This is a genomic window from Devosia sp. 1635 (assembly GCF_013185955.1).
Taxonomy (GTDB): domain Bacteria; phylum Pseudomonadota; class Alphaproteobacteria; order Rhizobiales; family Devosiaceae; genus Devosia.
Genome location: NZ_JABAOM010000002.1, coordinates 688,800 through 708,136, shown reverse-complemented (window position 1 = coordinate 708,136; position 19,337 = coordinate 688,800). Strand labels below are relative to the sequence as shown.

The 19,337-nt window shown below is 63.4% G+C and carries 21 protein-coding genes and 1 riboswitch; of the genes, 8 read left to right on the top strand and 13 right to left on the bottom strand.

All coding sequences use genetic code 11. The features are described 5' to 3' along the window. Positions 1 to 115: 115 nt before the first annotated feature. Positions 116 to 541 (top strand): VOC family protein, encoded by a 426-nt coding sequence (locus tag HRU92_RS10270; RefSeq protein ID WP_172125098.1) that lies wholly within the window; start codon positions 116 to 118, stop codon positions 539 to 541. A gap of 22 nt (positions 542 to 563) precedes the next feature. Here HRU92_RS10270 and HRU92_RS10265 read toward each other — a convergent pair whose 3' ends face one another. The 3 genes from HRU92_RS10265 to thiB all read right to left on the bottom strand — a co-directional run bounded on the left by HRU92_RS10265 (position 564) and on the right by thiB (position 4,018). After that, positions 564 to 1,202, bottom strand: coding sequence for an ATP-binding cassette domain-containing protein (locus HRU92_RS10265; RefSeq protein WP_172124101.1), 639 nt, complete (start codon positions 1,200 to 1,202; stop codon positions 564 to 566). Further along, entirely contained in the window at positions 1,189 to 2,775 is a 1,587-nt protein-coding gene (locus HRU92_RS10260) for a hypothetical protein (protein ID WP_172124099.1), read from the bottom strand. The genes HRU92_RS10265 and HRU92_RS10260 overlap by 14 nt, the downstream gene beginning before the upstream one ends. Positions 2,776 to 3,001: 226 nt before the next feature. Beyond that, entirely contained in the window at positions 3,002 to 4,018 is a 1,017-nt protein-coding gene (gene thiB / locus HRU92_RS10255; protein ID WP_173088123.1) for a thiamine ABC transporter substrate binding subunit, read from the bottom strand. A 57-nt stretch (positions 4,019 to 4,075) separates the two neighbouring features. Further along, positions 4,076 to 4,176, bottom strand: a riboswitch (TPP riboswitch). Positions 4,177 to 4,201: 25 nt separating this feature from the next. Between thiB and HRU92_RS10250 the strand changes: the two genes are divergently transcribed. Beyond that, complete coding sequence (locus HRU92_RS10250) at positions 4,202 to 4,903, top strand: thiamine diphosphokinase (protein ID WP_172124095.1); 702 nt, start codon at positions 4,202 to 4,204, stop codon at positions 4,901 to 4,903. 582 nt (positions 4,904 to 5,485) lie between these two features. Here the strand turns inward: HRU92_RS10250 and rpoH are convergent. Continuing rightward, entirely contained in the window at positions 5,486 to 6,361 is an 876-nt protein-coding gene (gene rpoH, locus HRU92_RS10245) for an RNA polymerase sigma factor RpoH (RefSeq protein WP_127753938.1), read from the bottom strand. A 222-nt stretch (positions 6,362 to 6,583) separates the two neighbouring features. After that, positions 6,584 to 7,612, bottom strand: a complete 1,029-nt coding sequence (locus HRU92_RS10240; protein ID WP_173088121.1) for an RluA family pseudouridine synthase — start codon at positions 7,610 to 7,612, stop codon at positions 6,584 to 6,586. Here HRU92_RS10240 and HRU92_RS10235 point away from each other — a divergent pair. Then, the gene (locus HRU92_RS10235; RefSeq protein WP_173088119.1) at positions 7,611 to 7,976 is read left to right on the top strand and encodes a DUF6476 family protein; all 366 of its coding nucleotides are present in this window, start codon (positions 7,611 to 7,613) and stop codon (positions 7,974 to 7,976) included. The genes HRU92_RS10240 and HRU92_RS10235 overlap by 2 nt on opposite strands. On the opposite strand, the gene HRU92_RS10230 is transcribed toward HRU92_RS10235, so the two are convergent. Further along, complete coding sequence (locus tag HRU92_RS10230) at positions 7,973 to 8,956, bottom strand: hypothetical protein (RefSeq protein WP_172124091.1); 984 nt, start codon at positions 8,954 to 8,956, stop codon at positions 7,973 to 7,975. The two genes, HRU92_RS10235 and HRU92_RS10230, sit on opposite strands and share 4 nt — an antisense overlap. A gap of 167 nt (positions 8,957 to 9,123) precedes the next feature. Then, the gene (locus HRU92_RS10225) at positions 9,124 to 9,690 is read right to left on the bottom strand and encodes a DUF1134 domain-containing protein (RefSeq protein ID WP_127753934.1); all 567 of its coding nucleotides are present in this window, start codon (positions 9,688 to 9,690) and stop codon (positions 9,124 to 9,126) included. Between the two features lie 136 nt (positions 9,691 to 9,826). Here HRU92_RS10225 and HRU92_RS10220 point away from each other — a divergent pair, with 136 nt between their 5' ends. The 3 genes from HRU92_RS10220 (at position 9,827) to HRU92_RS10210 (ending at position 11,492) form a co-directional block, all read left to right on the top strand. Next, complete coding sequence (locus tag HRU92_RS10220; RefSeq protein ID WP_172124089.1) at positions 9,827 to 10,285, top strand: YHS domain-containing (seleno)protein; 459 nt, start codon at positions 9,827 to 9,829, stop codon at positions 10,283 to 10,285. A gap of 67 nt (positions 10,286 to 10,352) precedes the next feature. Beyond that, positions 10,353 to 11,057: a histidine phosphotransferase ChpT gene (locus tag HRU92_RS10215; protein WP_172124087.1), complete on the top strand. Its 705-nt coding sequence runs from the start codon at positions 10,353 to 10,355 to the stop codon at positions 11,055 to 11,057. 51 nt (positions 11,058 to 11,108) lie between these two features. After that, entirely contained in the window at positions 11,109 to 11,492 is a 384-nt protein-coding gene (locus HRU92_RS10210) for a response regulator (RefSeq protein ID WP_127753931.1), read from the top strand. A gap of 62 nt (positions 11,493 to 11,554) precedes the next feature. Here HRU92_RS10210 and HRU92_RS10205 read toward each other — a convergent pair whose 3' ends face one another. Together HRU92_RS10205 and ctrA are read right to left on the bottom strand one after the other, a co-directional pair. Then, on the bottom strand, positions 11,555 to 12,715 hold the full coding sequence (locus tag HRU92_RS10205; RefSeq protein WP_172124085.1) for a hypothetical protein: 1,161 nt from the start codon (positions 12,713 to 12,715) through the stop codon (positions 11,555 to 11,557). Positions 12,716 to 12,825: 110 nt separating this feature from the next. After that, positions 12,826 to 13,530: a response regulator transcription factor CtrA gene (ctrA, locus tag HRU92_RS10200; RefSeq protein WP_127753929.1), complete on the bottom strand. Its 705-nt coding sequence runs from the start codon at positions 13,528 to 13,530 to the stop codon at positions 12,826 to 12,828. Between the two features lie 431 nt (positions 13,531 to 13,961). Between ctrA and fliI the strand changes: the two genes are divergently transcribed. Both fliI and fliJ read left to right on the top strand, forming a co-directional pair. Then, a complete protein-coding gene (gene fliI, locus HRU92_RS10195) occupies positions 13,962 to 15,290 on the top strand; it encodes a flagellar protein export ATPase FliI (RefSeq protein WP_127753928.1) in 1,329 nt (442 codons plus the stop codon). A gap of 48 nt (positions 15,291 to 15,338) precedes the next feature. After that, a complete protein-coding gene (gene fliJ, locus HRU92_RS10190; protein WP_127753927.1) occupies positions 15,339 to 15,749 on the top strand; it encodes a flagellar export protein FliJ in 411 nt (136 codons plus the stop codon). Between the two features lie 9 nt (positions 15,750 to 15,758). Here fliJ and HRU92_RS10185 read toward each other — a convergent pair whose 3' ends face one another. From HRU92_RS10185 to HRU92_RS10170, 4 genes are all read right to left on the bottom strand, one after another. Continuing rightward, entirely contained in the window at positions 15,759 to 16,694 is a 936-nt protein-coding gene (locus HRU92_RS10185) for a PRC-barrel domain-containing protein (RefSeq protein ID WP_172124083.1), read from the bottom strand. A 75-nt stretch (positions 16,695 to 16,769) separates the two neighbouring features. Continuing rightward, positions 16,770 to 17,417 (bottom strand): PRC-barrel domain-containing protein, encoded by a 648-nt coding sequence (locus HRU92_RS10180; protein ID WP_172124081.1) that lies wholly within the window; start codon positions 17,415 to 17,417, stop codon positions 16,770 to 16,772. Positions 17,418 to 17,692: 275 nt separating this feature from the next. Then, the gene (locus tag HRU92_RS10175; protein ID WP_172124079.1) at positions 17,693 to 18,154 is read right to left on the bottom strand and encodes a GNAT family N-acetyltransferase; all 462 of its coding nucleotides are present in this window, start codon (positions 18,152 to 18,154) and stop codon (positions 17,693 to 17,695) included. Between the two features lie 44 nt (positions 18,155 to 18,198). Beyond that, a complete protein-coding gene (locus HRU92_RS10170) occupies positions 18,199 to 19,263 on the bottom strand; it encodes a putative zinc-binding peptidase (RefSeq protein ID WP_172124077.1) in 1,065 nt (354 codons plus the stop codon). Between the last annotated feature and the right edge of the window lie 74 nt (positions 19,264 to 19,337).

Here is a 19,337-nt window from a genome sequence, read left to right as displayed (position 1 = left end):
CAGGTTAGTTCGGGAAGGTTGGCCCGGCCCCGCTTGCGGGTCCTTCCGCTACTGCAGCGGCCCATGACGATCACGGCGCCAGCATCGGGCGGGCGCCGATCGAAAGGGCATGGACATGAAACCACGGATTTCCGTTATCACTCTAGGCGTTGGCGATCTCGAGCGGGCGCTGCGCTTTTATCGTGATGGGCTGGGCCTGCCGACGCAAGGCATTGTCGGGCAGGAGTACGAGCACGGCGCCGTCGCGTTCTTTGATCTGGCGGGCGGAGTGAAGCTCGCGATCTGGGCGCAGGACGATATTGCGTTCGACACGGGCCTTGCCCGGGAGCCGGTGTCGTCCACTGCCATGACGCTGGGGCACAATGTAAGGGAACGCGGCGAGGTCGACGCGATCATGGCGAACGCCGAGGGCGCGGGCGCCGCGATCATCAAGCCCGCGCAAGACACGTTCTGGGGCGGCTATGCCGGGTATTTCCGCGACCCTGACGGGCATCTCTGGGAGGTGGTCTGGAACCCGCATTTGCTGCCGGCGGATGAATAAAGCGCCTCCTCGCCGTGGCAGCTTAGTCCGCCACCAGCTTTCGGTCCGCCAGATGATAGCGCCGGCTGGCGAGGGCGAGGATATCATCATTGTGGTGGCTGACGAGGATGGTGTGCCAGCCATGCCGGACCGTCAGCGTCTTCACCAGATCGCGGATCACGGCGCGGGTTTGATCGTCGAGGGCTGAGAAAGGCTCATCGAGCAGCAAAACCGAACGGGCGCGCAGCAGGGTGCGAGCGAGGGCGACGCGCTGCTTTTGCCCGCCCGAAAGGGTCGCGGCCGGTTGGGCGCCAATGCCGGACAAACCAACTTCGGCGAGAGCGGCTTCGACCTGCTGGTGGACGCTTGCTTTTGGCGTACGGGCGGGCAGGCCGAGGGCGATGTTGCGGCCGGCGCTCAAGTGCTCGAAGAGGCTTTCGCTTTGCAACAGAAGCGATACCGGGCGCTGCTCGGGTGGCAGGGGCACGAGTTGCTGGCCATCGAGCACGATGCTGCCCGAGGTCGGCGTGAGAAAGCCAGCGAGGAGATCAAGCAGGGTGGACTTGCCCGAACCGCTGGCGCCCGACACGGCGGTGATCTCGCCGGGCGCAGCGGCGAGGGAAAAACGATAGGGCTCGGCCGTGTTGGGATAAGCAAAACAAAGCTCGTCAACGCGCAGCACGGGCGATCCTTTCGGCAAGGCGAGGCAGGCCAACAAAGGCAATGATGGTGCCGATGAGGAGAATGGCGGCAATGGCCCCTGCATCATTGTTGCGATAGGCGCCGAGCGAGCGGAACATCAGCAGCGGCAAGGTTTGGAAATCTTGCGTGCCGAATAGGGCGATGACGCCCAGATCCCCTAGCGAAAAGCAAAAGGCGAGGGCGAGCATGACGCCCAGATCCTTGCCGATAAGGGGCAGTTCCACGAGGAAGAACTGACGCCAGCCGCCCAGCCCGAGCGAGCGGATGAGCTTGCCGCGGGTTTTCGCAATGGCTTCGAGCGGCGGCGCAAGCGTTGCCATGGCAAAGGGCAGGGCGAGGAGGCTATTAGCAAGGATGACGACAGCGGGCGCGGCGGCGGCCGGCGCAAGGCCCAGGTCGCGTACCAGCAGGAAGAAGCCCAGCGACAGCACCACGGCGGGCACGGCGAGATAGGCATAGGCCGGGATGCCCAGGAGCGTGCGCAGCGGCGGGCTGCCGGTGGCGCCGCGGCCAAGGGCGAGGGCAAGCGCCAGAAGCAGGGTGAGGAGTGCGGAGGCGCTGCCGATAAGGAGGCTGGTGAGGAGCGACCACCAGAAGCTCGGCTGGGCCAGGAGGCTGCCGAGACCGGCGGCGAGGCCATCTATCAGCACGGAGAGCAGGGGCAGACCGAAGCAGAGGGTTGCAGTGGCGAGTATCAGCCATTGCAGCAGGCGGCTGGCGGGCCCGTCGCGCCAGGTCGTGGCGGGGGAAGAACCAAAGGCGGTGGGCACGGGGGCCAAAGCCGAGGCGGCGAGGATCACCACCGAGCAAACCGCGATTTGCGTCAGGGCGAGGCGCACGGCGCCGACGAGATCGAAATCCTGGCGGACAGCGGCGTAGATGGCGACCTCCAGCGTCTGGTTGGCCGGGCCACCGCCCAGCAGCAGCACTATAGGGAAGCTGGTGAAGGCGAGGAGAAATATGATGGCCCCGAGCCCCGGCAGGGTGCCGCGCAGGGCGGGCCAATCGATGAGGGTGAAGCGCTGCCAGGCGGAGAGGGCCAGGGACTGGCCGGTCTTGAGGCGGGCGGCGGGAATGGCGTCGAGACGGGCGAGGATGATGCGCGCGGCAAAGGCACCATCGAGAATGACATGGGCAAAGAGAATGCCCCCGAGCCCGTAGGCAGGATTGCCCAAGGGGAAGCCGAGCACGGCTTCGGCAGCGCGATTAATCCAGCCGTTGCGGCCCCAGATGGCGAGGAGCCCGAAGGCCACGACCATGCCGGGGGTGACGATGGCGGAGGCAAAGAAGGCGACGAGGAGATCGCGTCCGGGGAAGCGCAGACGATTGAGCGACCAGGCCAATGCCGTGCCGACCAGCAAGGAAAGCACGGTGGTGAGCCCGGCCTGGATCGAGGTCATGCGCAGGAGGTGGGCAATATCGATGCGGCTGGTGGCGGCGGCATCGGTGGCGGCGGCGAGAATGGACCAGAGGACGAGAGCAATCAGCCCGGCGATGGCAAGCGCGAGGAGGCAAGCGGTGGCGATGCGCAAGGGGCGGGGTGGGAGGGTCATGGTCCGGTGGTTGGCGCTAGCCTTGGAGCGGGTTGATGGGCCTGATCCCCCACCCTGTCCCTCCCCTCAAGGGGGAGGGGACGTCGGCTGATGGCGCTGGGATGGCGGAGAGTCGTTGTGTGGCTATCAGGGACTGTGTTCCCTTGATCGCCCCCCTCAGTGTGCCTCCGCTCAAGGGGGAGGGGAGGCACACTGAGGGGTTCGAAGCTTGTGGCTGTCCTGATTCCTACTGGATGGCGGCGAGCATTTCGTCGATCCAGGCGGCGCGGTTGGCTTCGAGGTCGGTGTCGCTGATCGTCAGGGTTTTCGCGGGTTGCGGGAGGGTGCCAAAGGCCGGGTTAAGGTCGGCACCCAGGTCAACCACGGGGAACATCCAGTTGGTGGTGGGGATTATCGCCTGGGCGGCGGGGGAAGCGAGATAGGCCAGGAACTGACGGGCGAGCTCGGGCTGGTCCGTGGAGGCAAGCATGCCGGCAATCTCGACCTGCACGATATGGCCCTCATCGAAGAGCGCGGCCTTGATGGTGTGATCGTCTTCATCGACGATGTGGTAGGCGGGCGAGGTGGTGTAGGAGAGCGCCATATCGGCTTCCCCGGTCAGGAAGAGATTATAGCTTTCCGACCAGTCGCGGGTGACGGCGAGGATATGGGGCTTGACGCCGGCCCAGATTTCGGGGGCACGGTCGCCATAGGCGGCCTTGATCCAGAGCACGAGACCAAGGCCGGGGGTGGCCGAGCGCGGGTCCTGGATGACGATCTTGAGATCGTCGGGGAGCGCGATCAACTCCTCGAAGGAGGCGGGCGGGGTGGCGGTGCGGTCGGTATCGTAGACAAAGGCGAAATGGGCGTAGTCGACCGGCACGAATTGCGGATCGGTCCAGGGCTCGGGGAGGGCGAGATCGCCCAGCTCCAGAGTGTGATCGGCAAAGAGGCCGGTGGCGCGGGCTTCCCCGGCGGTGGCGACGTCGAGACCGACGATGAGGTCGGCCGGGGTGGTGGCGCCTTCAAGCTGGACGCGGCGCAGGGCGCCGATGGAGGAATCGGCGGCGATGAACTCGACAGTGCAGCCGGCGCATTGGGCTTCAAAGCCTTCGGCGAGCTGGGGGCCGGGGCCCCATTCGGCGGCAAAGCCATCATAGGTATAGATGGTGAGCGCCGGTGCGGTTTGGGCCAAGGCGGGCGAGGCGGCCAGTCCGAAAAGGACCGCAAGCGCCAGGTGAGTGGTGTGGACCAAGATGGTCATCCCTTCATTGGTGTGCGGCCATGAGTGAAGGGATGGGTGTCAATGGCGGGCACGAGATGCCCTTGCCATCTCGAACTTCCTCCGCCAGCATGACCTGGTTCAGGTTCAATGGGTAATTCTCAGCTCCGGCTTGACCCGGAACACCCCAGCGAGACGCCATGATCTTATAAGAGCGCCCCCCAAGTGCAAGAGAATTTCAGCCCAGCTGCCGACGCGCCCCTGCGCTTTGCCGGACCGATCGCCATTGTGGGCGGCGGGGCGGTGGAGAGCCAAACCCTGCGTGACCTCGCGGCAGCGGGAGTGACGCTGATCGGGGCCGATGGCGGGGCGGATGCGATCGGGGCGGTAGGGCTGGTGCCTGCGGCGATCATCGGGGATCTCGATTCGCTGCAGGATCGCGCCGACTGGGAGCGGCGCACCCGCGTGTTTCACCTGCCCGAGCAAGTGACCACCGATTTCCAGAAGGCACTGCGCTCGACGCAGGCGCCGGTGACGCTGGCGTTGGGCATGACCGGCAAGCGGCTCGACCATACGCTCGCGGCACTGAGCGCAGTGCTGCAATATGCCCCCGAGCGGCACTTGCTGCTGGTGGACGAGATCGATGTGGCGCTGGCGGTGGTGGGGCGGATTGCCTTTGACGCGGCGGCCGGGGAGCGGGTGTCGATCCATCCGCTGGTGCCGATCGGGTTCGAGCGCTCGGAGGGGCTCTTGTATCCGATGGATGGCCTGCAGCTGGCGCCGGGCGGGCTGATCGGCACCTCAAATGCGGCCCTGGGCGGGCGGATCGAGATTGTGCCGGTCGATCCCGTGCCCTGGCTGCTGATCCTGCCCAAGGCTCGGCTGTGGGATCTCGTCCAGGCGTGCCAAAATCCCGCCCGGGTCTGATGACCCTGCGGTTGGTGCTGCGACATGGGGCGAAGGTCGCCTCGGTGCCGGTCGTCCGGCAAAAGGGTAGAAGGTGAAGCAAGCTTCGCCCCATGCTCTATCGGAGACTCTTCGGTGAGGACCGTCCGTGGCTAGACCCGTGCCAAACGCCAGAAGCCCTGGGGCTTCATGGACCGGGGGATGAAATCGGTCCCGGATCATCCTCGTCCCGAAGGAGCTTGGGCGACCCCAAGCCCATCCGATATCCCCGCACCGACCGTTCGTCGCGACCGCGCAGCTTGCCCGGGAACAAGGGGGATTGTGCCTGAGGTTTTCGGGGGCGGGGATAAGTTTGTGGGGTGGTGATGGCCGCCCTCGTGGTTCGAGGCTGCGCTACGCTGCGCACCTCACCATGAGGGCTCCGGCACATTCCCGCTCATTCCGCACTTCCGGGGGGTAAGGGCTTTTGGGGGGCATGAGTATGCCGGAGGCTCGATGGGCCCCGGGCTCAAGGCCAGGTTGGCATCGGCGGCGGGCTCGCAGGCGTAAAAAAGCCCTCGGGGGAAACCGAGGGCTGCATTGGTTGCTTGCGGCGGTCCAGCCTTATGCGGCGTTGGAGCGGGCAGCTTCGCGAACGGCGTCTTGCACTTTTTCGAAGGCGCGCACTTCGATCTGGCGGATGCGCTCGCGGCTGACATCGTATTGTTGGGCCAGCTCTTCGAGCGTCAGCGGATCTTCCTGCAGGCGGCGAGCCTGGAAGATGGCGCGCTCACGATCGTTGAGAACATCCATGGCATTGGTCAACAGACCCATGCGTTCGGAATATTCCTCGCTTTCACCAAGGGCAGTTTCCTGGCTGGGCGTGTCGTCGACGAGCCAGTCCTGCCATTCGGAGGAGCCTTCATCGGCGCGCATCGGCGAATTGAGCGAAGCATCGCCCGACAAGCGCGCATTCATCGAGACGACGTCATCCTCGGTGACGTTGAGGGTGGTCGCGATCTGCTTGATCTGGTCGGGATGGAGCGAGCCATCGTCGAGCGCGGCGATCTGGCCCTTCACCTTGCGCAGGTTGAAGAACAGCCGCTTCTGGGCAGCGGTGGTGCCGATTTTCACCAGCGACCAGGAGCGCAGGACATATTCCTGGATCGCAGCACGAATCCACCACATCGCATAGGTCGCAAGTCGGAAGCCCTTGTCGGGCTCGAAGCGCTTGACCGCGTGCATGAGCCCGACATTGCCTTCCGAGATCACTTCGGCAATGGGCAGGCCATAGCCGCGATAGCCCATGGCGATCTTGGCAACCAGGCGCAGGTGGGACGTAATAAGCCGTTGAGCAGCGGCCGGATCGGCGTGCTCCTTGTAGCGCTTGGCCAGCATGAATTCTTCATCGGGTTCCAGCATGGGGAACTTGCGAATTTCCTGAAGATAGCGGCTCAAGCCTCCTTCGGCAGAAAGGACAGGCAGATTGGTCTGGGCCATTTATGCACCCCTTTTACTTATTCCCCCGCACAGGCGGGCGGATCGATCTTCGGCCGTCCTGGCGGCCCGGCGGAAGAAGTCAGGTCATAATATATGGCGTATTGCCGCAATTGTAAGGCCGCCGAATGCAGACGAACGGTGCAGGCAGCGCAAGGGTTGCCCGTGGTGCGGGCATTAGGGGAGGGCCGGCCTGCACTTCTCGGTTACCGGCCCCCGCAAATCCTAGCGGGCGAAGGCCTTGTCATAGGGCTCGAGCGCTTCCTCGAGCGCCACAAGGTCAGGCGGGAGGGGGGCTTCAAAGAACATTTCCTCTCCGGTTACGGGATGCTCGAAGCCGAGCTCGGCCGCATGGAGGGCCTGCCGGCCTAGCGCAACGATGGGTGCGGCGACCTCGGGAGGCAGGCGGTTGATCTTGGTGGCGTAGCCCGAGGCATAAACGGTGTCGGAAACCAGGGGGTGGCCGACATGAGCCATGTGGACGCGGATCTGGTGGGTGCGGCCGGTTTCCAGCTGGCACTGGATGCGGGTGATGTCCCAGCCATCGCCGCCAAAGCGCTGCTCGACCATGTAATGCGTGATGGCTTCGCGGCCATCCTTGCGCACGGCCTGCTTGAGCCGATTATTGGCGTCGCGCCCGAGGGGCGCCTCGATCGTGCCCTTGGCCGTTTCGGTGGAGCCCCAAACATAGGCGATATAGGCGCGATGGAGCGGACCGGTGCGGCCATGATCGGCAAATTGCGCGGACAGATGCTGGTGGGCCAGATCGGTCTTGGCCGCGACCATGACCCCTGAGGTGTCGCGATCGAGGCGATGAACGATGCCGGGCCGGCGCACGCCACCAATGCCCTGCAGGCTCGCGCCGCAATGATAGATTAGCGCGTTGACCAGGGTGCCCGAAGGGCTGCCGGGAGCGGGGTGGACCACCATGCCGACGGGCTTGTTGACTACGATCAGCTGATCATCCTCGTAGAGGATATCAAGGGGGATGTTTTCGGGCTTGGGCTCGGGATCTTCGGGCGGCGGGGCGAGGAGGGTGATTGTTTCGCCGGCCGTTACGCGATATTTGGGCTCGCTGATCGGCTGGCCGTTAAGGGATACGGCTCCGCCCAGGATCAGGTCCTTGAGGCGGCTGCGGCTGAGCGCCGGGTGTGCCTTGGCCAGAACGGCATCGAGCCGGCCGCCGGCCTGTTCGGTAGTGATAGTGAATTGGACTTCGTCGCCCTCGAAGTCGTCAGCGGTTAGGTGTTCCATGAGCGATCCTTCAAATACCGGCCCGGTGGGCCAAGATGCCGAGCGTTTGTCGCCCGAAGCACAAGCCGTGCTGGGAAAGGCGCGCCGGTCGTTCGGCATCTCCATCGGCATTCTGCTGCTGGGCTTTATGGCGATTGGCTTTGCCATTGTCTATCGGGTGATGCGCGACGCACCGCCGCCCAGCATGGCCCAAACGCTGAGCGTGCCCGCCGGGGCCGAAGTGGTTTCGGCCACCACGGGCGATGGCGCGATCAATGTGCTGTATCGTCTTGATGGGGCGATGGTGCTGGCATTGTTCGATCGGGGCACGGGCGAACATATCAGTTCGGTGCAGATCGTTGCGGACGGTGCGCCCCGGCTTTAGCGCCCCTGGATTTCGCGCAGCGCTGCCATACGGTCGGTGACGCTGCCGCCGCGTCTGGCTGTGGCAATAGGCCCAGGTGGTGGTGGCGCCGCAGGGGTTTCCTCGCGCCCATCGGCAAAGCGCTGGATGCGATCAAACAGGCTTTCTTCGGCTGGCGGGGGCTGCTGGGGCGGCTCGGTATCGGCGGCGTAAACGATGCGGCTGGTATCGGCGGCAATGGCGTCGAGCTGGGCGCGCAAGGCGGTTTCATCGAGCCGCTCGGTTTCCCAATCGGCCATGATGGTGGTTTCCACATGGTTGATGCGACGATGCAACTGGCCGAGCTGGTCTTCGAGGTTGAGCTCTTCTGCAAGCGCCGGGGGCATGGTGCCATCGGCCTGGGCGGCGGTTTGCCCGGCCATGGCGTCCAGGCTGGAGCCGGCTTCGGCAATGCGCGCCTGGGCGATCTCAATGCTTTCGGCCTCTTCGAGCGCGGCTTCTTCCAGGGCGGCCTGCTCGAGCGCGGCCTGCGCGTATTCGTCGCGCAACGCCTGGATCTCGGCCGTGCGGTTTTCAAGGTCGCGCTCACGCATGCGCAGTTGCTGGGCAAGATCGGTGGTTTCGCGCTCGAGTTCGAGCACGCGATCACGCAATGCCGCTTCGCGGGCTTCGAGTTCCGTCATCTTGTCGACGGCGCTGTCGCGCTCGGCCCGCATGGCGCCAAATTCTGCGCGTCGGTCATTGTATTCGCCCACCTGTTCGGCGAGACGGGCGCGCAGCCCCTCGATTGTGGTTTCGAGCCGGCGCGTTTGGAGGGCGAATTCGGCGCGCAGTTGATCCTTGTCGGCACGGAATTCTGCGAGGGTGATGGGGGTCGCGGCCTCGATGCGCTTTTTGGTGAGGCGGACAGCGCGTTTCCACACCGCGGGCAGGATGATCACGGCCAAGAGCCCGGCAAACAGCAGGCCGAGGGCGAAATACATGATGTTTTCGATCATCATCGTGCGAACTCCGGAACCAGGCCGTCCAGATGCGGTCGACAGGAAGCTGACTTAAGCGCCGCAAAGGGTAGTGGTCGGGCCATTGCTTAGCGGTTCCGGTGGTCTACGTCACGAAAAAGCCGGAGGGTGCACGCCTCCGGCTCGCAGCATCTACCAAAGCGCTGATATCAGAAAGGGTTCCAGGTGGGCTGCTGGGTGAACTTGAGATAGCCGATATTAACGCCCAGCCGCGCGCCCACGCCCGAGCGGATCGGGACCATGATGGCGTTGCCGTACTTGATCACCGTCATGCCGAAGCCACCCACCACATAGGCGGAGCCATCAACGCCGGCGAAGCGGCCGAACACGTCATTGGTGCTGGAGAGATTGTAGACCAGCATCATGACCTTGGAGCCATCGCCGCCAACGTCAAAGCCAAGGCTGGGGCCTTGCCAATAAAGGGGCAACTCGCCGGCATTGCGGGTGTAAAGCCGGCCTTCGCCGTAACGGGCGCCGGCAAACAGCGCGCCGCCAGCGTCTTCGCCCAGGATGTAGCCGTTGGGCAGGCCGAACTCGGAAACGGCGCGCTCAACGAGGGATGCGAGGCCCTGGGCAGCGGAGCCGAAAAACTGGTGGCCCTTGTCGACCAACTCATCGCCGGAATAGCTGTCGCTGAGCGAGCCTTGGGCAAAGGCAGGAGCGGCGCCAGCGAGGGCGAGGAGCAGGGTCAGGGTGCAAAGCAGGCGTTTGAACATGGTGTTCCCCCTAAAACAGGCGAGCCGGGACTTCGCAAGACTTTAAAGTTTCTCGGTCATGGTTGGTCGGGCCAGCGCTGGACAAGGGCTGGCCCGTGGATCAATGATGACGCAAACCCGTAAACAAATCTTAACCATGCTTGCCTTTGTTCTGCCGCTTTTGGGGGGCGGCGCGGCACCGGCATGGAGCCAGTCAATCAACACGGCCGTGGTAAGCGATCCCCTTACCGGGCTGGCGCTCGGGGGCATGGATCCGGTCTCCTATTTCGTGGAAAGCCAGCCGGTGCCGGGACGCAGCGAGTTCGAATATGAGTGGGGCGGGGCACCCTGGCAGTTTAGCAGCGCGGCCAACCGCGACGCCTTTGCGCGGGCGCCGCAGATCTATGCACCCCAGTTCGGGGGCCATGCGGCGATGAGCATGGCGCGCGGCTTTTTGTCGGACGGCGACCCGGCAATCTACACGGTCTTCAAGCAGCGTCTTTATCTGTTTTATTCGGCGGCGAGCCGGGAAGCCTTTTTGCTGGCGCCCAACGCCGCGGCCCGCGAGGCACAAGCCAATTGGGCGGTTTTGTCCAAATCTCTGGTCTGGCAATAGTGCAGAAGCGCAACCCCCACTAAGGTCGGCGCAAGTGATTCGAACGCGCCCCTGATGGAGAAAACCCATGGCCGATATCATCGAGCTCAAGGCAACCGACCTTGCGGCAATGTTGTGCAGCCGGGTCTGTCACGACCTGATCAACCCGATTGGGGCGATTGGCAACGGGCTTGAGGTTCTGGCCGACCCCACGCAGGGTGACATGGCTGAAGGCGCCCGCGACCTGATCGCCAGCGCGGCCAATCAAAGCCGGGCCAAGCTCGAATTTGCGCGCCTGGCTTATGGTGCCTCCTCGACGGCGGGCACCGATATCGACACGCGCGAATGCGAGCGGGTGGCGCGGATCTATTTCGAGATCGAGAAGGCCGATCTGGAGTGGCAGGTGCCGCTGATCCTGCTTCCCAAGCACAAGGCCAAGCTGTTCATGAACATGCTGCTGATCGCAGCAGGCTCGGTGCCGCGCGGTGGCACGGTTACGGCTAGTATCACTGGACCGGCCGGAGCGGAGGTGTTTGAGTTCACCTCGTACAGCGATCCCGAGAAGCGGCAAAAGACGCTCGTGCCGTCAGGCGCGGCGGGATTGCTCTCGGGCATGCCCGAAGAGGGCGCCGTGGATGCGCGCGGCATCCAGCCCTTTTATACAGGCCTGCTGGCTCGGATGACCGATATGGAGATCAGCATCGGGCTTGAGGACGGCAAGTTCTACCTGCGTGCGCTGCCCAAGCCGCCCATCCAGGAAGAAGCTGCACCCGAGGCGCTAACCATTCCGTAGGCAGTTGCCATTCATAGTTGTTTCCGAGCCTTTGGCCGGGGAAACACATTCATGAAGTCGTGCCTGATCGTCGATGACTCGAGTGTGGTGCGCAAAGTGGCGCGCCGCATTCTCGAAGACATGGACTATATTGTCGAGGAGGCCGAGGACGGGCAGGAGGCTATCGACAAATGCCGCCTCGAGATGCCCGACGCGATCCTTCTCGACTGGAGCATGCCCATCATGGGTGGGCTCGAGTTCCTCAAGCATCTGCGCGGCTATGTCGGAGGCGAGCGGCCGCACGTCGTTTATTGCACGGTCGAGAACGATATTGGCGCTATTGCCATGGCGCTCAAGGCCGGCGCCAGCGACTATATGATGAAGCCGTTTGACCGGGCCTTGCTGGAAGCCAAGTTCGACCTGGACCGCGCGCTTCCGTCAGCCGAAATCGCCTAACAGCAAAAGGCCCGGGCGAGAACCGCCCGGGCCTTTTGCCGTCTTGAGCGAGCCAGCCGCGCCTAAGGGGTGCGGGTGAAGCTTGCGCCGGCAAGGACGCAATCGGGTGCTTCGCCGATGGTGAAGGCCGGGCCAGAGCCCTGGATGGGGCAGGTCATCGGAAAGGTCGCCGAGCCGATATTGCCGGTCGCATCGGTGAAGGTCAGCGCCTCGGCGGTAGCGGTGTAGCGGCCCGATACCGAGCGGCCGTGGCGATCGGTCATGGTAAAGCTGTCGTCATCATTGAGCACCACGGCAATGCCGCCGGCGGGGCCTTCGGCATTGGCCTCGTAGCGACCCACCAGGGCGGCATTGGCGGCGTCGCGCTGGGCGGTGGCCGAGGCGATCTGGGCTTCAAGGTCCGAGAGCTCCTTGCCGCGGGCAGCCAGCGTATTGGTCAAGTCCGTCACCTGCGGCTGCAGCTGATCGCGCTGGGTCTGGTAGCCGGCGACATCCTTGGAGAGCTGGTCGCGCTGGGACTGGAGATCGGCGATCTGGGTCTGCAGGTCCGCCAGCTGGGTGCCGCTGGTCTCGGTCTGGGCGGCAATATCGGCCAGGCGGGTCTGGATCTCGGTTTCCTGTCCGCGGGCGGCCTGCAGCTGCTGTTCGCCCTGGGCGAGCTGGCTGGTCACCGCAGCGGCTTCCTCGGTCAGCTGAGCGACGGCGGCGCGGGTTTCGGCTTCCTGGGCGCGGGCCTGTTCAAGCCGCTGGCCAATTGCGGTCATCTGCTCGTTAAGGGCAGTAACCTGGTTCTGCGCTTCTTCGCGGGCGGCTTCTGCTTCGGCGCGGCGCTGATCGCTTTGGGCGAACTCTTCCTGGATCGCCGCAATTTCAGCCCGGCGGGAATTGAGGGTTTCAGTGGTGCTGGCCAGCTCAGCACTGACGCCATCCAGTTCGCCCTGAGCGGTGTCGCGCTGGGTGGTCAGTTCGTCCAGTTGGGCCTGGGCGGCGGTGGTTTGCTCCTGGACCGCCTCGAGATCGCCGCTTGCGGTTTCGAGGTCCGCCAACTGCATCTGCAGCGCGCTACGCTCGTCGGTCAGCGCGGACACCTGGCCTTGCAGGTCGCCATTGGTTGAGCTCGAGCTGATCCAGGTTGCCAAAAAGGCAATCCAGCCGACAATGGCAATAATGAGAATGGTAAGAACGAGCGGTTCGCGAAGACGCTGCGCGAGTGAACTGTCCATGTCGTGGGCCCCCTTGATTGGGAGCTAACGATAACCGGGTTGGGGAGTTCCGCAAGAGCAAAGGCCCGGCACATCACTGCGCCGGGCCTTGCACAAGGGAAGGGGAAAGCTTAGGCGCTTTCGGAATAAAGCTCGTTCTCGTCGGGCTCGCGCAGCACATAGCCGCGGCCCCAGACGGTTTCGATGTAGTTCTTACCGCCCGTCGCAACGCTGAGCTTCTTGCGCAGCTTGCAGATGAAGACGTCGATGATCTTGAGCTCGGGCTCGTCCATGCCGCCGTAGAGGTGGTTGAGGAACATTTCCTTGGTGAGCGTCGTACCCTTGCGGAGCGAAAGCAGCTCCAGCATCTGGTATTCCTTGCCGGTGAGGTGCACGCGCTGCGATTGCACTTCCACGGTCTTGGTGTCGAGATTGACGGTGAGTTCACCCGTCGAGATCACCGACTGCGCATGGCCCTTGGAGCGGCGGACAATGGCGTGGATGCGGGCCACGAGCTCGTCCTTGTGGAAGGGCTTGGTCATGTAGTCATCGGCACCAAAGCCGAGGCCACGAACCTTGTCCTCGATGCCGGCCAGACCCGAAAGGATCAGGATGGGCGTCTGCACCTTGGCCACGCGCAAGGTGCGCAGCACTTCATAGCCGCTCATGTCGGGCAGGTTCAGATCGAGCAGGATGATATCGTAGTCGTATAATTTGCCCAGATCGACGCCTTCCTCACCCAGATCGGTGGTGTAGACGTTGAAACTTTCGGACTTGAGCATCAACTCGATGCTCTGCGCTGTCGCGCTATCGTCCTCGATAAGGAGTACCCGCATTATATTCCCCTTGTGATTCGTTCCTGCTGGAACAGTGAAGCCAGCGGCCAATGCTCGCCCCACGTCACCCGTACTGGATATGACTGAACCCTAAGCCCAAATAGTTAACAAAGTTTAATTCCATCACGCAATACGCAAAAGCTGGTAAGGTGAATTATATCTAACTGTCTGAAACTAAACGAAAAAGTGGCCGCGTTTTTCTTAAGAAAATGGTTTAAGTAGCCCGGCCAAGTGACTCGGCGGATTCAAGCATTGCGGCGATGGCAAGGGGAGCAGGGGCGCGTGGCGGAAAATCCCGCATGAAGGGGCCCTTGCGGTAGCGATAGAGCTTTTTGCTTAACGCGGGGTTACTGTTTGATTCGAGTTTTTAGCCACCGGCATCCCGACGTGAACACGTTTTCGGGAGCGGTTAAGGCGACGGGAGATCCGGCATGAAGGCGCTGATTTCAGCCATCGAGGCAATCGACGAGATTGAGGTCTTTGGCCGCGTCAAGTCCGTTCAGGGACTGCTGGTGGAAATTGTTGGCCCTGTCCGCGAGTTGCGGGTGGGCGGACGCGTGCAGATCGAAACCAGCAATGACGGGCAACTGGCCGCCGAAATCATCGGGTTCAAGGATGGCCACGCACTGTGCCTGCCTTTCGGGCAACTCGCCGGGGTTCGGCTGGGGTGCAAGGCCGTGTTCCAGCGCAGCGACGGGGCGGTGTTTCCTGCCCATGACTGGCTGGGGCGGGTGATCAATGCCAATGGCGAGCCGATCGATGGCAAGGGGCCGCTCGGGCGCGGGGCGCAGGCCTATCCGCTGCGCCAGTCACCCCTGGCGGCCCATGACCGGGTGCGCGTGGGCGAGCCGCTTGATCTAGGGGTGCGGGCGCTCAACACCTTCACCACCGTCTGCGAGGGGCAGCGGCTGGGGATCTTTGCCGGCTCAGGCGTGGGCAAGTCGGTGCTGATGAGCATGCTGGCGCGCAACACCAATGTGGATGTTGCCGTGATCGGGCTGATCGGCGAGCGCGGGCGCGAAGTGCACGAGTTCATCCAGGAGTATCTGGGGGAGGTGGGGATCGAGCAGGCGGTGGTGGTGGTTGCCACGTCCGATGAGGCGGCGCTGATGCGGCGGCAGGCAGCTTATCTGACGCTGGCCCTGAGCGAGTTCTTCCGCGACCAGGGCAAGCGGGTCTTGTGCATGATGGATAGCCTGACCCGGTTTGCCATGGCACAGCGCGAGATCGGGCTGGCGATCGGCGAGCCGCCAACGGCCAAGGGATATCCGCCCACGGTTTTCACAGAATTGCCACGATTGTTGGAACGTGCGGGTCCTGGGACAGCTTTTACGGGCTCCGTTACCGGACTCTTTACCGTTCTGGTTGAAGGTGATGATCACAATGAGCCCATAGCGGATGCCGTACGCGGCATTCTTGATGGGCACATCGTAATGGAGCGCGGGATTGCCGAACGGGGGCGTTATCCGGCGGTCAACGTGCTCCGGTCCATCTCGCGCACCATGCCAGGGTGCGTTCCGGCCTCGTTCAGGCCGGTCCTGGCAAAGGCGCGTGAACTCATGTCCATCTATTCGGACATGGAGGAGCTGATCCGGCTGGGAGCTTACCGGAAGGGATCAGATCCGAAAGTGGACCGCGCCATCGCCGTTTTTCCTGCACTCGAGGCGTTCTTGAGCCAGGAGCGGGAAGAAACGACCACGATTGCCGAGGGTTACCATATGCTCGAGGCCATTGTTGCGGAGGCGGGTGCACCGGGCTGAAAGGCCCGCTGCTCGGAGGTTTGACTTGGTGTGTAAGGAGTACAGGTCTTGAAATCGCGTAGCGAGAGCCTCATTCGGCTCAAGAAGTTCCAGGTCGACGAGAAGCGCCGCCAGGTGACGCAGATCGAAATGATGGTCAACGACTTCGAGCGCATGGCGAGCGAGCTCGACCAGCAGATCGAGATCGAGCACAGCAAGACCGGCATCTCGGATGTCGCCCATTTCGCTTATTCGACCTTCGCCAAGGCCGCCCAGATCCGGCGCGACAACCTGCTGGCTTCCGCCAATGACATGCGTGGCAAGCTTGAAAGCGCGCAGGACGCATTGGCTGAAGCGCTCGAAGACCTCAAGAAGGTCGAGCTGCTGGAGCAGCGCGAGCATCAGCGCGACGCGGTCGAACAGCTCAAGCAAGAGCAATCCGACTATGATGAAATCGGCCGGCTGCGGTTTCGCCGCTAGCCCGAGGGGCTAGGGCACGATCACCATGCGCTGCTCGTCGCGGGCGGTGGCATAGGTGAGGGGGTCGAAGGCCGGTTGCGCTTCGAGCTGTTCGCGCGAGGCGTTGATGAAGAGATAGCGCATGCCCGCCGTATCGGCGGAAAACACCAGATTATCAAAGCCCACGGCGACCGGCTTGGCACCCAGGCCCAGAAACCCCCCGACATCGACAACCACGGCATCGATGGCGCCTTCGGGCGTTTCGACGACATTGCCGATGGTGCCAATCTGCTCGTCATTGATGCCGTAAACCGCAATACCGCGCAGCTGATCGGCGGTTAGGCCGGACTGGTCGACTTCGCTGAAGCCGGTGCGATCGAGCGGCGCGGTTGCTTCGACGGGCGCATCGGGCTGATCGGTGGTGAGTTCGGGATCGATGGGCGCGGCATTGGGGTCGCCATCGACCATCTGCTCCTGTTCTTCGTCCGGCGTCATCTCGGGACCGGTGGCCGCTTCGCTTTCGCTCCAGATAAACGCGGGTGCCGCGGTCAATGCTTCGGCAGTGGTGGGCAGGACCCAACGGCGGCTGCCGTCTTCGCGCTCGATCTGCTGGAGCTGGGTGAAGTCAACGGCAACGTCTTTCTCGCCGACGCCCAGAAAGCCGCCTACGCCGAGCACTACGGCAGAAACGCCTTGGCCTGAAGTGACCACCATGTCCTTGACGGTGCCGATCTGTTCGGCGTCGTCTTCGGGCCCGGCATAAACCGTTTCGCCCAGCAGCACCGTCACCAGGATGTCCTCGCCCCGGCTGGAATATCCCTCCGACAGGATCGTGGGAGGGGTAAGGCCACTTTGCTGAAGCTGACTTGGCGTTCCGCTGCGTGGCGTTGCAGCGGGGGACTGCGCGAGGGCCGGAGCTGCGAGCAAGAGCGCGAACGTCGAAGCCAGGGTCAGGGGTCGTAGCATAGCGGTCTCCAGAAAGAGGCTCAAACAGAAAGGGCCGACCCAAAGGCCGGCCCTGAAGCGCTAATCCACAGGGGATTAGTTGGTGGTGGGAGCAGCCGGAGCCATGGCGCCACCGGCAGCAGGAGCGGTGCCATCGGCAGGAGCCGTGGTGGTATCGGTCTCTGCGTCAGCTGGCTCGTCTTCTTCCCAGACGAATTCAGGAGCGCTGGTCAGGGCATCAGCCGTGGTGGGAACAACCCAACGTTCGGTGTTGTCAGCAGCGATGACAAATTCGAGAACGTCGAAGGGAACGGCCACGGACTTTTCGCCAATGCCGAGGAAGCCGCCCACGCCGATCACGACGGCAGTGATCTGGCCATCCTGATTGAACACGATGTCGGTGATGTTGCCGATTTCCTCGGCGTCATCGCCAGCGGACGAATAAACGGCCTGGTCGATCAGCTGGGAGCCCAGGTTGTCGCTGTCTACGGCAACATAGCCAGACGACATTTCAAAGGTTTCAACCGCAGCGCCTGGCTCAGCTTCAACAGGAGCCGGAGCATTGGCAGCCGGTGCCGGAGCCGTAGGGGCCGAAGTGGTCGCCGGTGCGGTTTCGGTGGTGGTCGTGGTGGTTTCGTTGTTGGCAGGTGCGTCGGTGCTCTGTACCGGAGTTGCGTCCTGAGCGATGGCGCCTGCAGTCATCAGTGCTGCGAATGCCGTAGTGGCCAAAAGGGTGCGGATCATTATAGGCTCCATAGGTTCATTGTTGTTATGAACAGGGCCGTGCGGTGCTAAACTTGCGAGGTGGCGCACCGTGCGGCCCTTGATGCTGTGGTAACGCAGCTGTGTGCGAGGGGTTCCCGGATTTGCCGACATTGCGTCGCAAGCCGAGCCCGCGCTGGGGCCGATACATGGGTTAAGGCGAGGCCGCGCCGGGTGCTGGCGGGACCCACAGGCCGCGGGGCTGTTGGGAGGGGAGTGAATGTGGGCGGCGCTGATAGTCGGGCCGCGCGCGATCCTCAATCGGCGAGGGCGGCGGTGTCGCGGTCGTAGTTGCGCATGGCCCGATGGGGCATGCCACCATCCATCAATTCAGGGCCGAAGGCGACAAAGCCAAGCTTTTCGTACATGCCCAGCTTATCGGACTGCGCGGTCAGATAAAGGCGGTGCTGTCCCGCGGCGGCAGCCAGGCGGGTGGCTTCGGCCATCATCGCCTTGGCGATGCCGCGGCCGCGCCAATGCTGACGCACGGCAACACGGCCGATCTTGGTGTGTTCGGGCAAGGCAATGAGCCGGAGCGTGCCCACCACTTCGCCCTCCGCTACGGCGACAAGATGGGTCGCCGTCAGATCATAGCTATCGTGCTCTTCTTCCTCGGGCACCTTTTGCTCCCAGACGAAAACTTCGCGCCGCAGCGCGAAGGCGGCGTTGCAGAGGGTGGAAAAGACCGGGACGGGCAGGATGGTGAGAGGCGATTGCATAGCACGGCCATAGCTCATGTCGGCCCCGCTGGGAACTGGCTGCGTCAGTGCGCAAAGCGGCCATGCACCAGATCATGCACGAAGGCGAGCTTTTCGACCACGGCGGGGGTGAGCACGAAGGGATAAGCGTCGGGGTGACCCATGGCGCGATTGAGATTGTTGAGCAGCAGGGCGAGCGGCACCCAGTGATCGGCAATGGTGGCGAAATCCTGCTGGCGATACGGGTTGAAATCGGCGTCCACGGCAAGGCTTTCGTCCTGGCCCTTGGGGCGGGCGTGCACACCAAAGGCGGCGGCCATTTCCACGGTATCGGTGATGTGGAGATAATGGGCCCAGGTTTCGGCAAAATCCTCCCAGGGATGGCAGGTGGCATAGGCTGAGATATGGGTCTGGGGCCAGCCGAGCGGGGCACCATTGGCGTAATAGGTTTGCAGCGCCTTGCCATAATCGGCCCGGTCGTCACCAAAGAGGGCGCGGAAGGGCTCGATGGCAGGGGTGTTGTCGACTAACAGGTCCCAATAGTGGTGGCCGATTTCGTGACGGAAATGGCCCAGCAAGGTGCGATAGGGCTCGCCCATCTGGGCGCGGCGCTTTTCGCGCTCAGCGTCGTCAGCTTCCACAAGGGCGATGGTGATGATGCCGTTTTCGTGGCCGGTCATCACCGGGGCGGTGCCGGCGGGTTCGTCGGCAAGGAAACGGAAGGCGAGGCCGTGCTGGGGATCTTCCCCGCGCGTTTGCAGCGGCAGCCCGAGTTCGAGCAGGGAATAGATCAGGCGCTTCTTGGCGCGCTCAATGGTTTGCCAGCGCGCGAGATTAACCGGTTCCTCAATGGGGGGAATGGTTTCGTTGTGGCGGCAGGCGGCGCAGAACACATCACCGCCCGGGGCCGCTTCGATCAGCCAGTTGCAGGCGCCGTGCTGGGCATTGGCGCAGAAGACATAGGGCTGATCGGAAAAGGCGGGCGAGGTCCAGTTGCCGCCGTCGTTCTGCACCAGGGAGACCAGGGCGTTCTTGCCGGAGATATAGCCAAGTTGATGGCCACATACTTCGCAAACGGCATTTTCGAAATAGATGGTGTTGCCGCAATGGTCGCAGTTGAACAGCTTCATGGAAGGCCCCAGAGATATGCCAGGCCTCAATGATTAACGGGGGGGGCAGTTCCACCACTTGCCCCAGGCTGGAG

Excerpts from the sequence above, each read along its gene's own strand:
- ctrA (WP_127753929.1), bottom strand. The coding sequence starts at position 13,530 with ATGCGGGTACTCCTTATCGAGGACGATAGCGCGACAGCGCAGAGCATC.
- HRU92_RS10270 (WP_172125098.1), top strand. The coding sequence starts at position 116 with ATGAAACCACGGATTTCCGTTATCACTCTAGGCGTTGGCGATCTCGAG.
- HRU92_RS10215 (WP_172124087.1), top strand. The coding sequence starts at position 10,353 with ATGGCCGATATCATCGAGCTCAAGGCAACCGACCTTGCGGCAATGTTG.
- fliI (WP_127753928.1), top strand. The coding sequence starts at position 13,962 with ATGAAGGCGCTGATTTCAGCCATCGAGGCAATCGACGAGATTGAGGTC.
- HRU92_RS10205 (WP_172124085.1), bottom strand. The coding sequence starts at position 12,715 with ATGGACAGTTCACTCGCGCAGCGTCTTCGCGAACCGCTCGTTCTTACC.
- thiB (WP_173088123.1), bottom strand. The coding sequence starts at position 4,018 with ATGACCATCTTGGTCCACACCACTCACCTGGCGCTTGCGGTCCTTTTC.
- HRU92_RS10230 (WP_172124091.1), bottom strand. The coding sequence starts at position 8,956 with ATGATGATCGAAAACATCATGTATTTCGCCCTCGGCCTGCTGTTTGCC.
- HRU92_RS10185 (WP_172124083.1), bottom strand. The coding sequence starts at position 16,694 with ATGCTACGACCCCTGACCCTGGCTTCGACGTTCGCGCTCTTGCTCGCA.
- rpoH (WP_127753938.1), bottom strand. The coding sequence starts at position 6,361 with ATGGCCCAGACCAATCTGCCTGTCCTTTCTGCCGAAGGAGGCTTGAGC.
- HRU92_RS10210 (WP_127753931.1), top strand. The coding sequence starts at position 11,109 with ATGAAGTCGTGCCTGATCGTCGATGACTCGAGTGTGGTGCGCAAAGTG.
- HRU92_RS10240 (WP_173088121.1), bottom strand. The coding sequence starts at position 7,612 with ATGGAACACCTAACCGCTGACGACTTCGAGGGCGACGAAGTCCAATTC.
- HRU92_RS10235 (WP_173088119.1), top strand. The coding sequence starts at position 7,611 with ATGAGCGATCCTTCAAATACCGGCCCGGTGGGCCAAGATGCCGAGCGT.
- HRU92_RS10170 (WP_172124077.1), bottom strand. The coding sequence starts at position 19,263 with ATGAAGCTGTTCAACTGCGACCATTGCGGCAACACCATCTATTTCGAA.
- HRU92_RS10225 (WP_127753934.1), bottom strand. The coding sequence starts at position 9,690 with ATGTTCAAACGCCTGCTTTGCACCCTGACCCTGCTCCTCGCCCTCGCT.
- HRU92_RS10180 (WP_172124081.1), bottom strand. The coding sequence starts at position 17,417 with ATGATCCGCACCCTTTTGGCCACTACGGCATTCGCAGCACTGATGACT.
- HRU92_RS10220 (WP_172124089.1), top strand. The coding sequence starts at position 9,827 with ATGCTTGCCTTTGTTCTGCCGCTTTTGGGGGGCGGCGCGGCACCGGCA.
- HRU92_RS10175 (WP_172124079.1), bottom strand. The coding sequence starts at position 18,154 with ATGCAATCGCCTCTCACCATCCTGCCCGTCCCGGTCTTTTCCACCCTC.
- HRU92_RS10260 (WP_172124099.1), bottom strand. The coding sequence starts at position 2,775 with ATGACCCTCCCACCCCGCCCCTTGCGCATCGCCACCGCTTGCCTCCTC.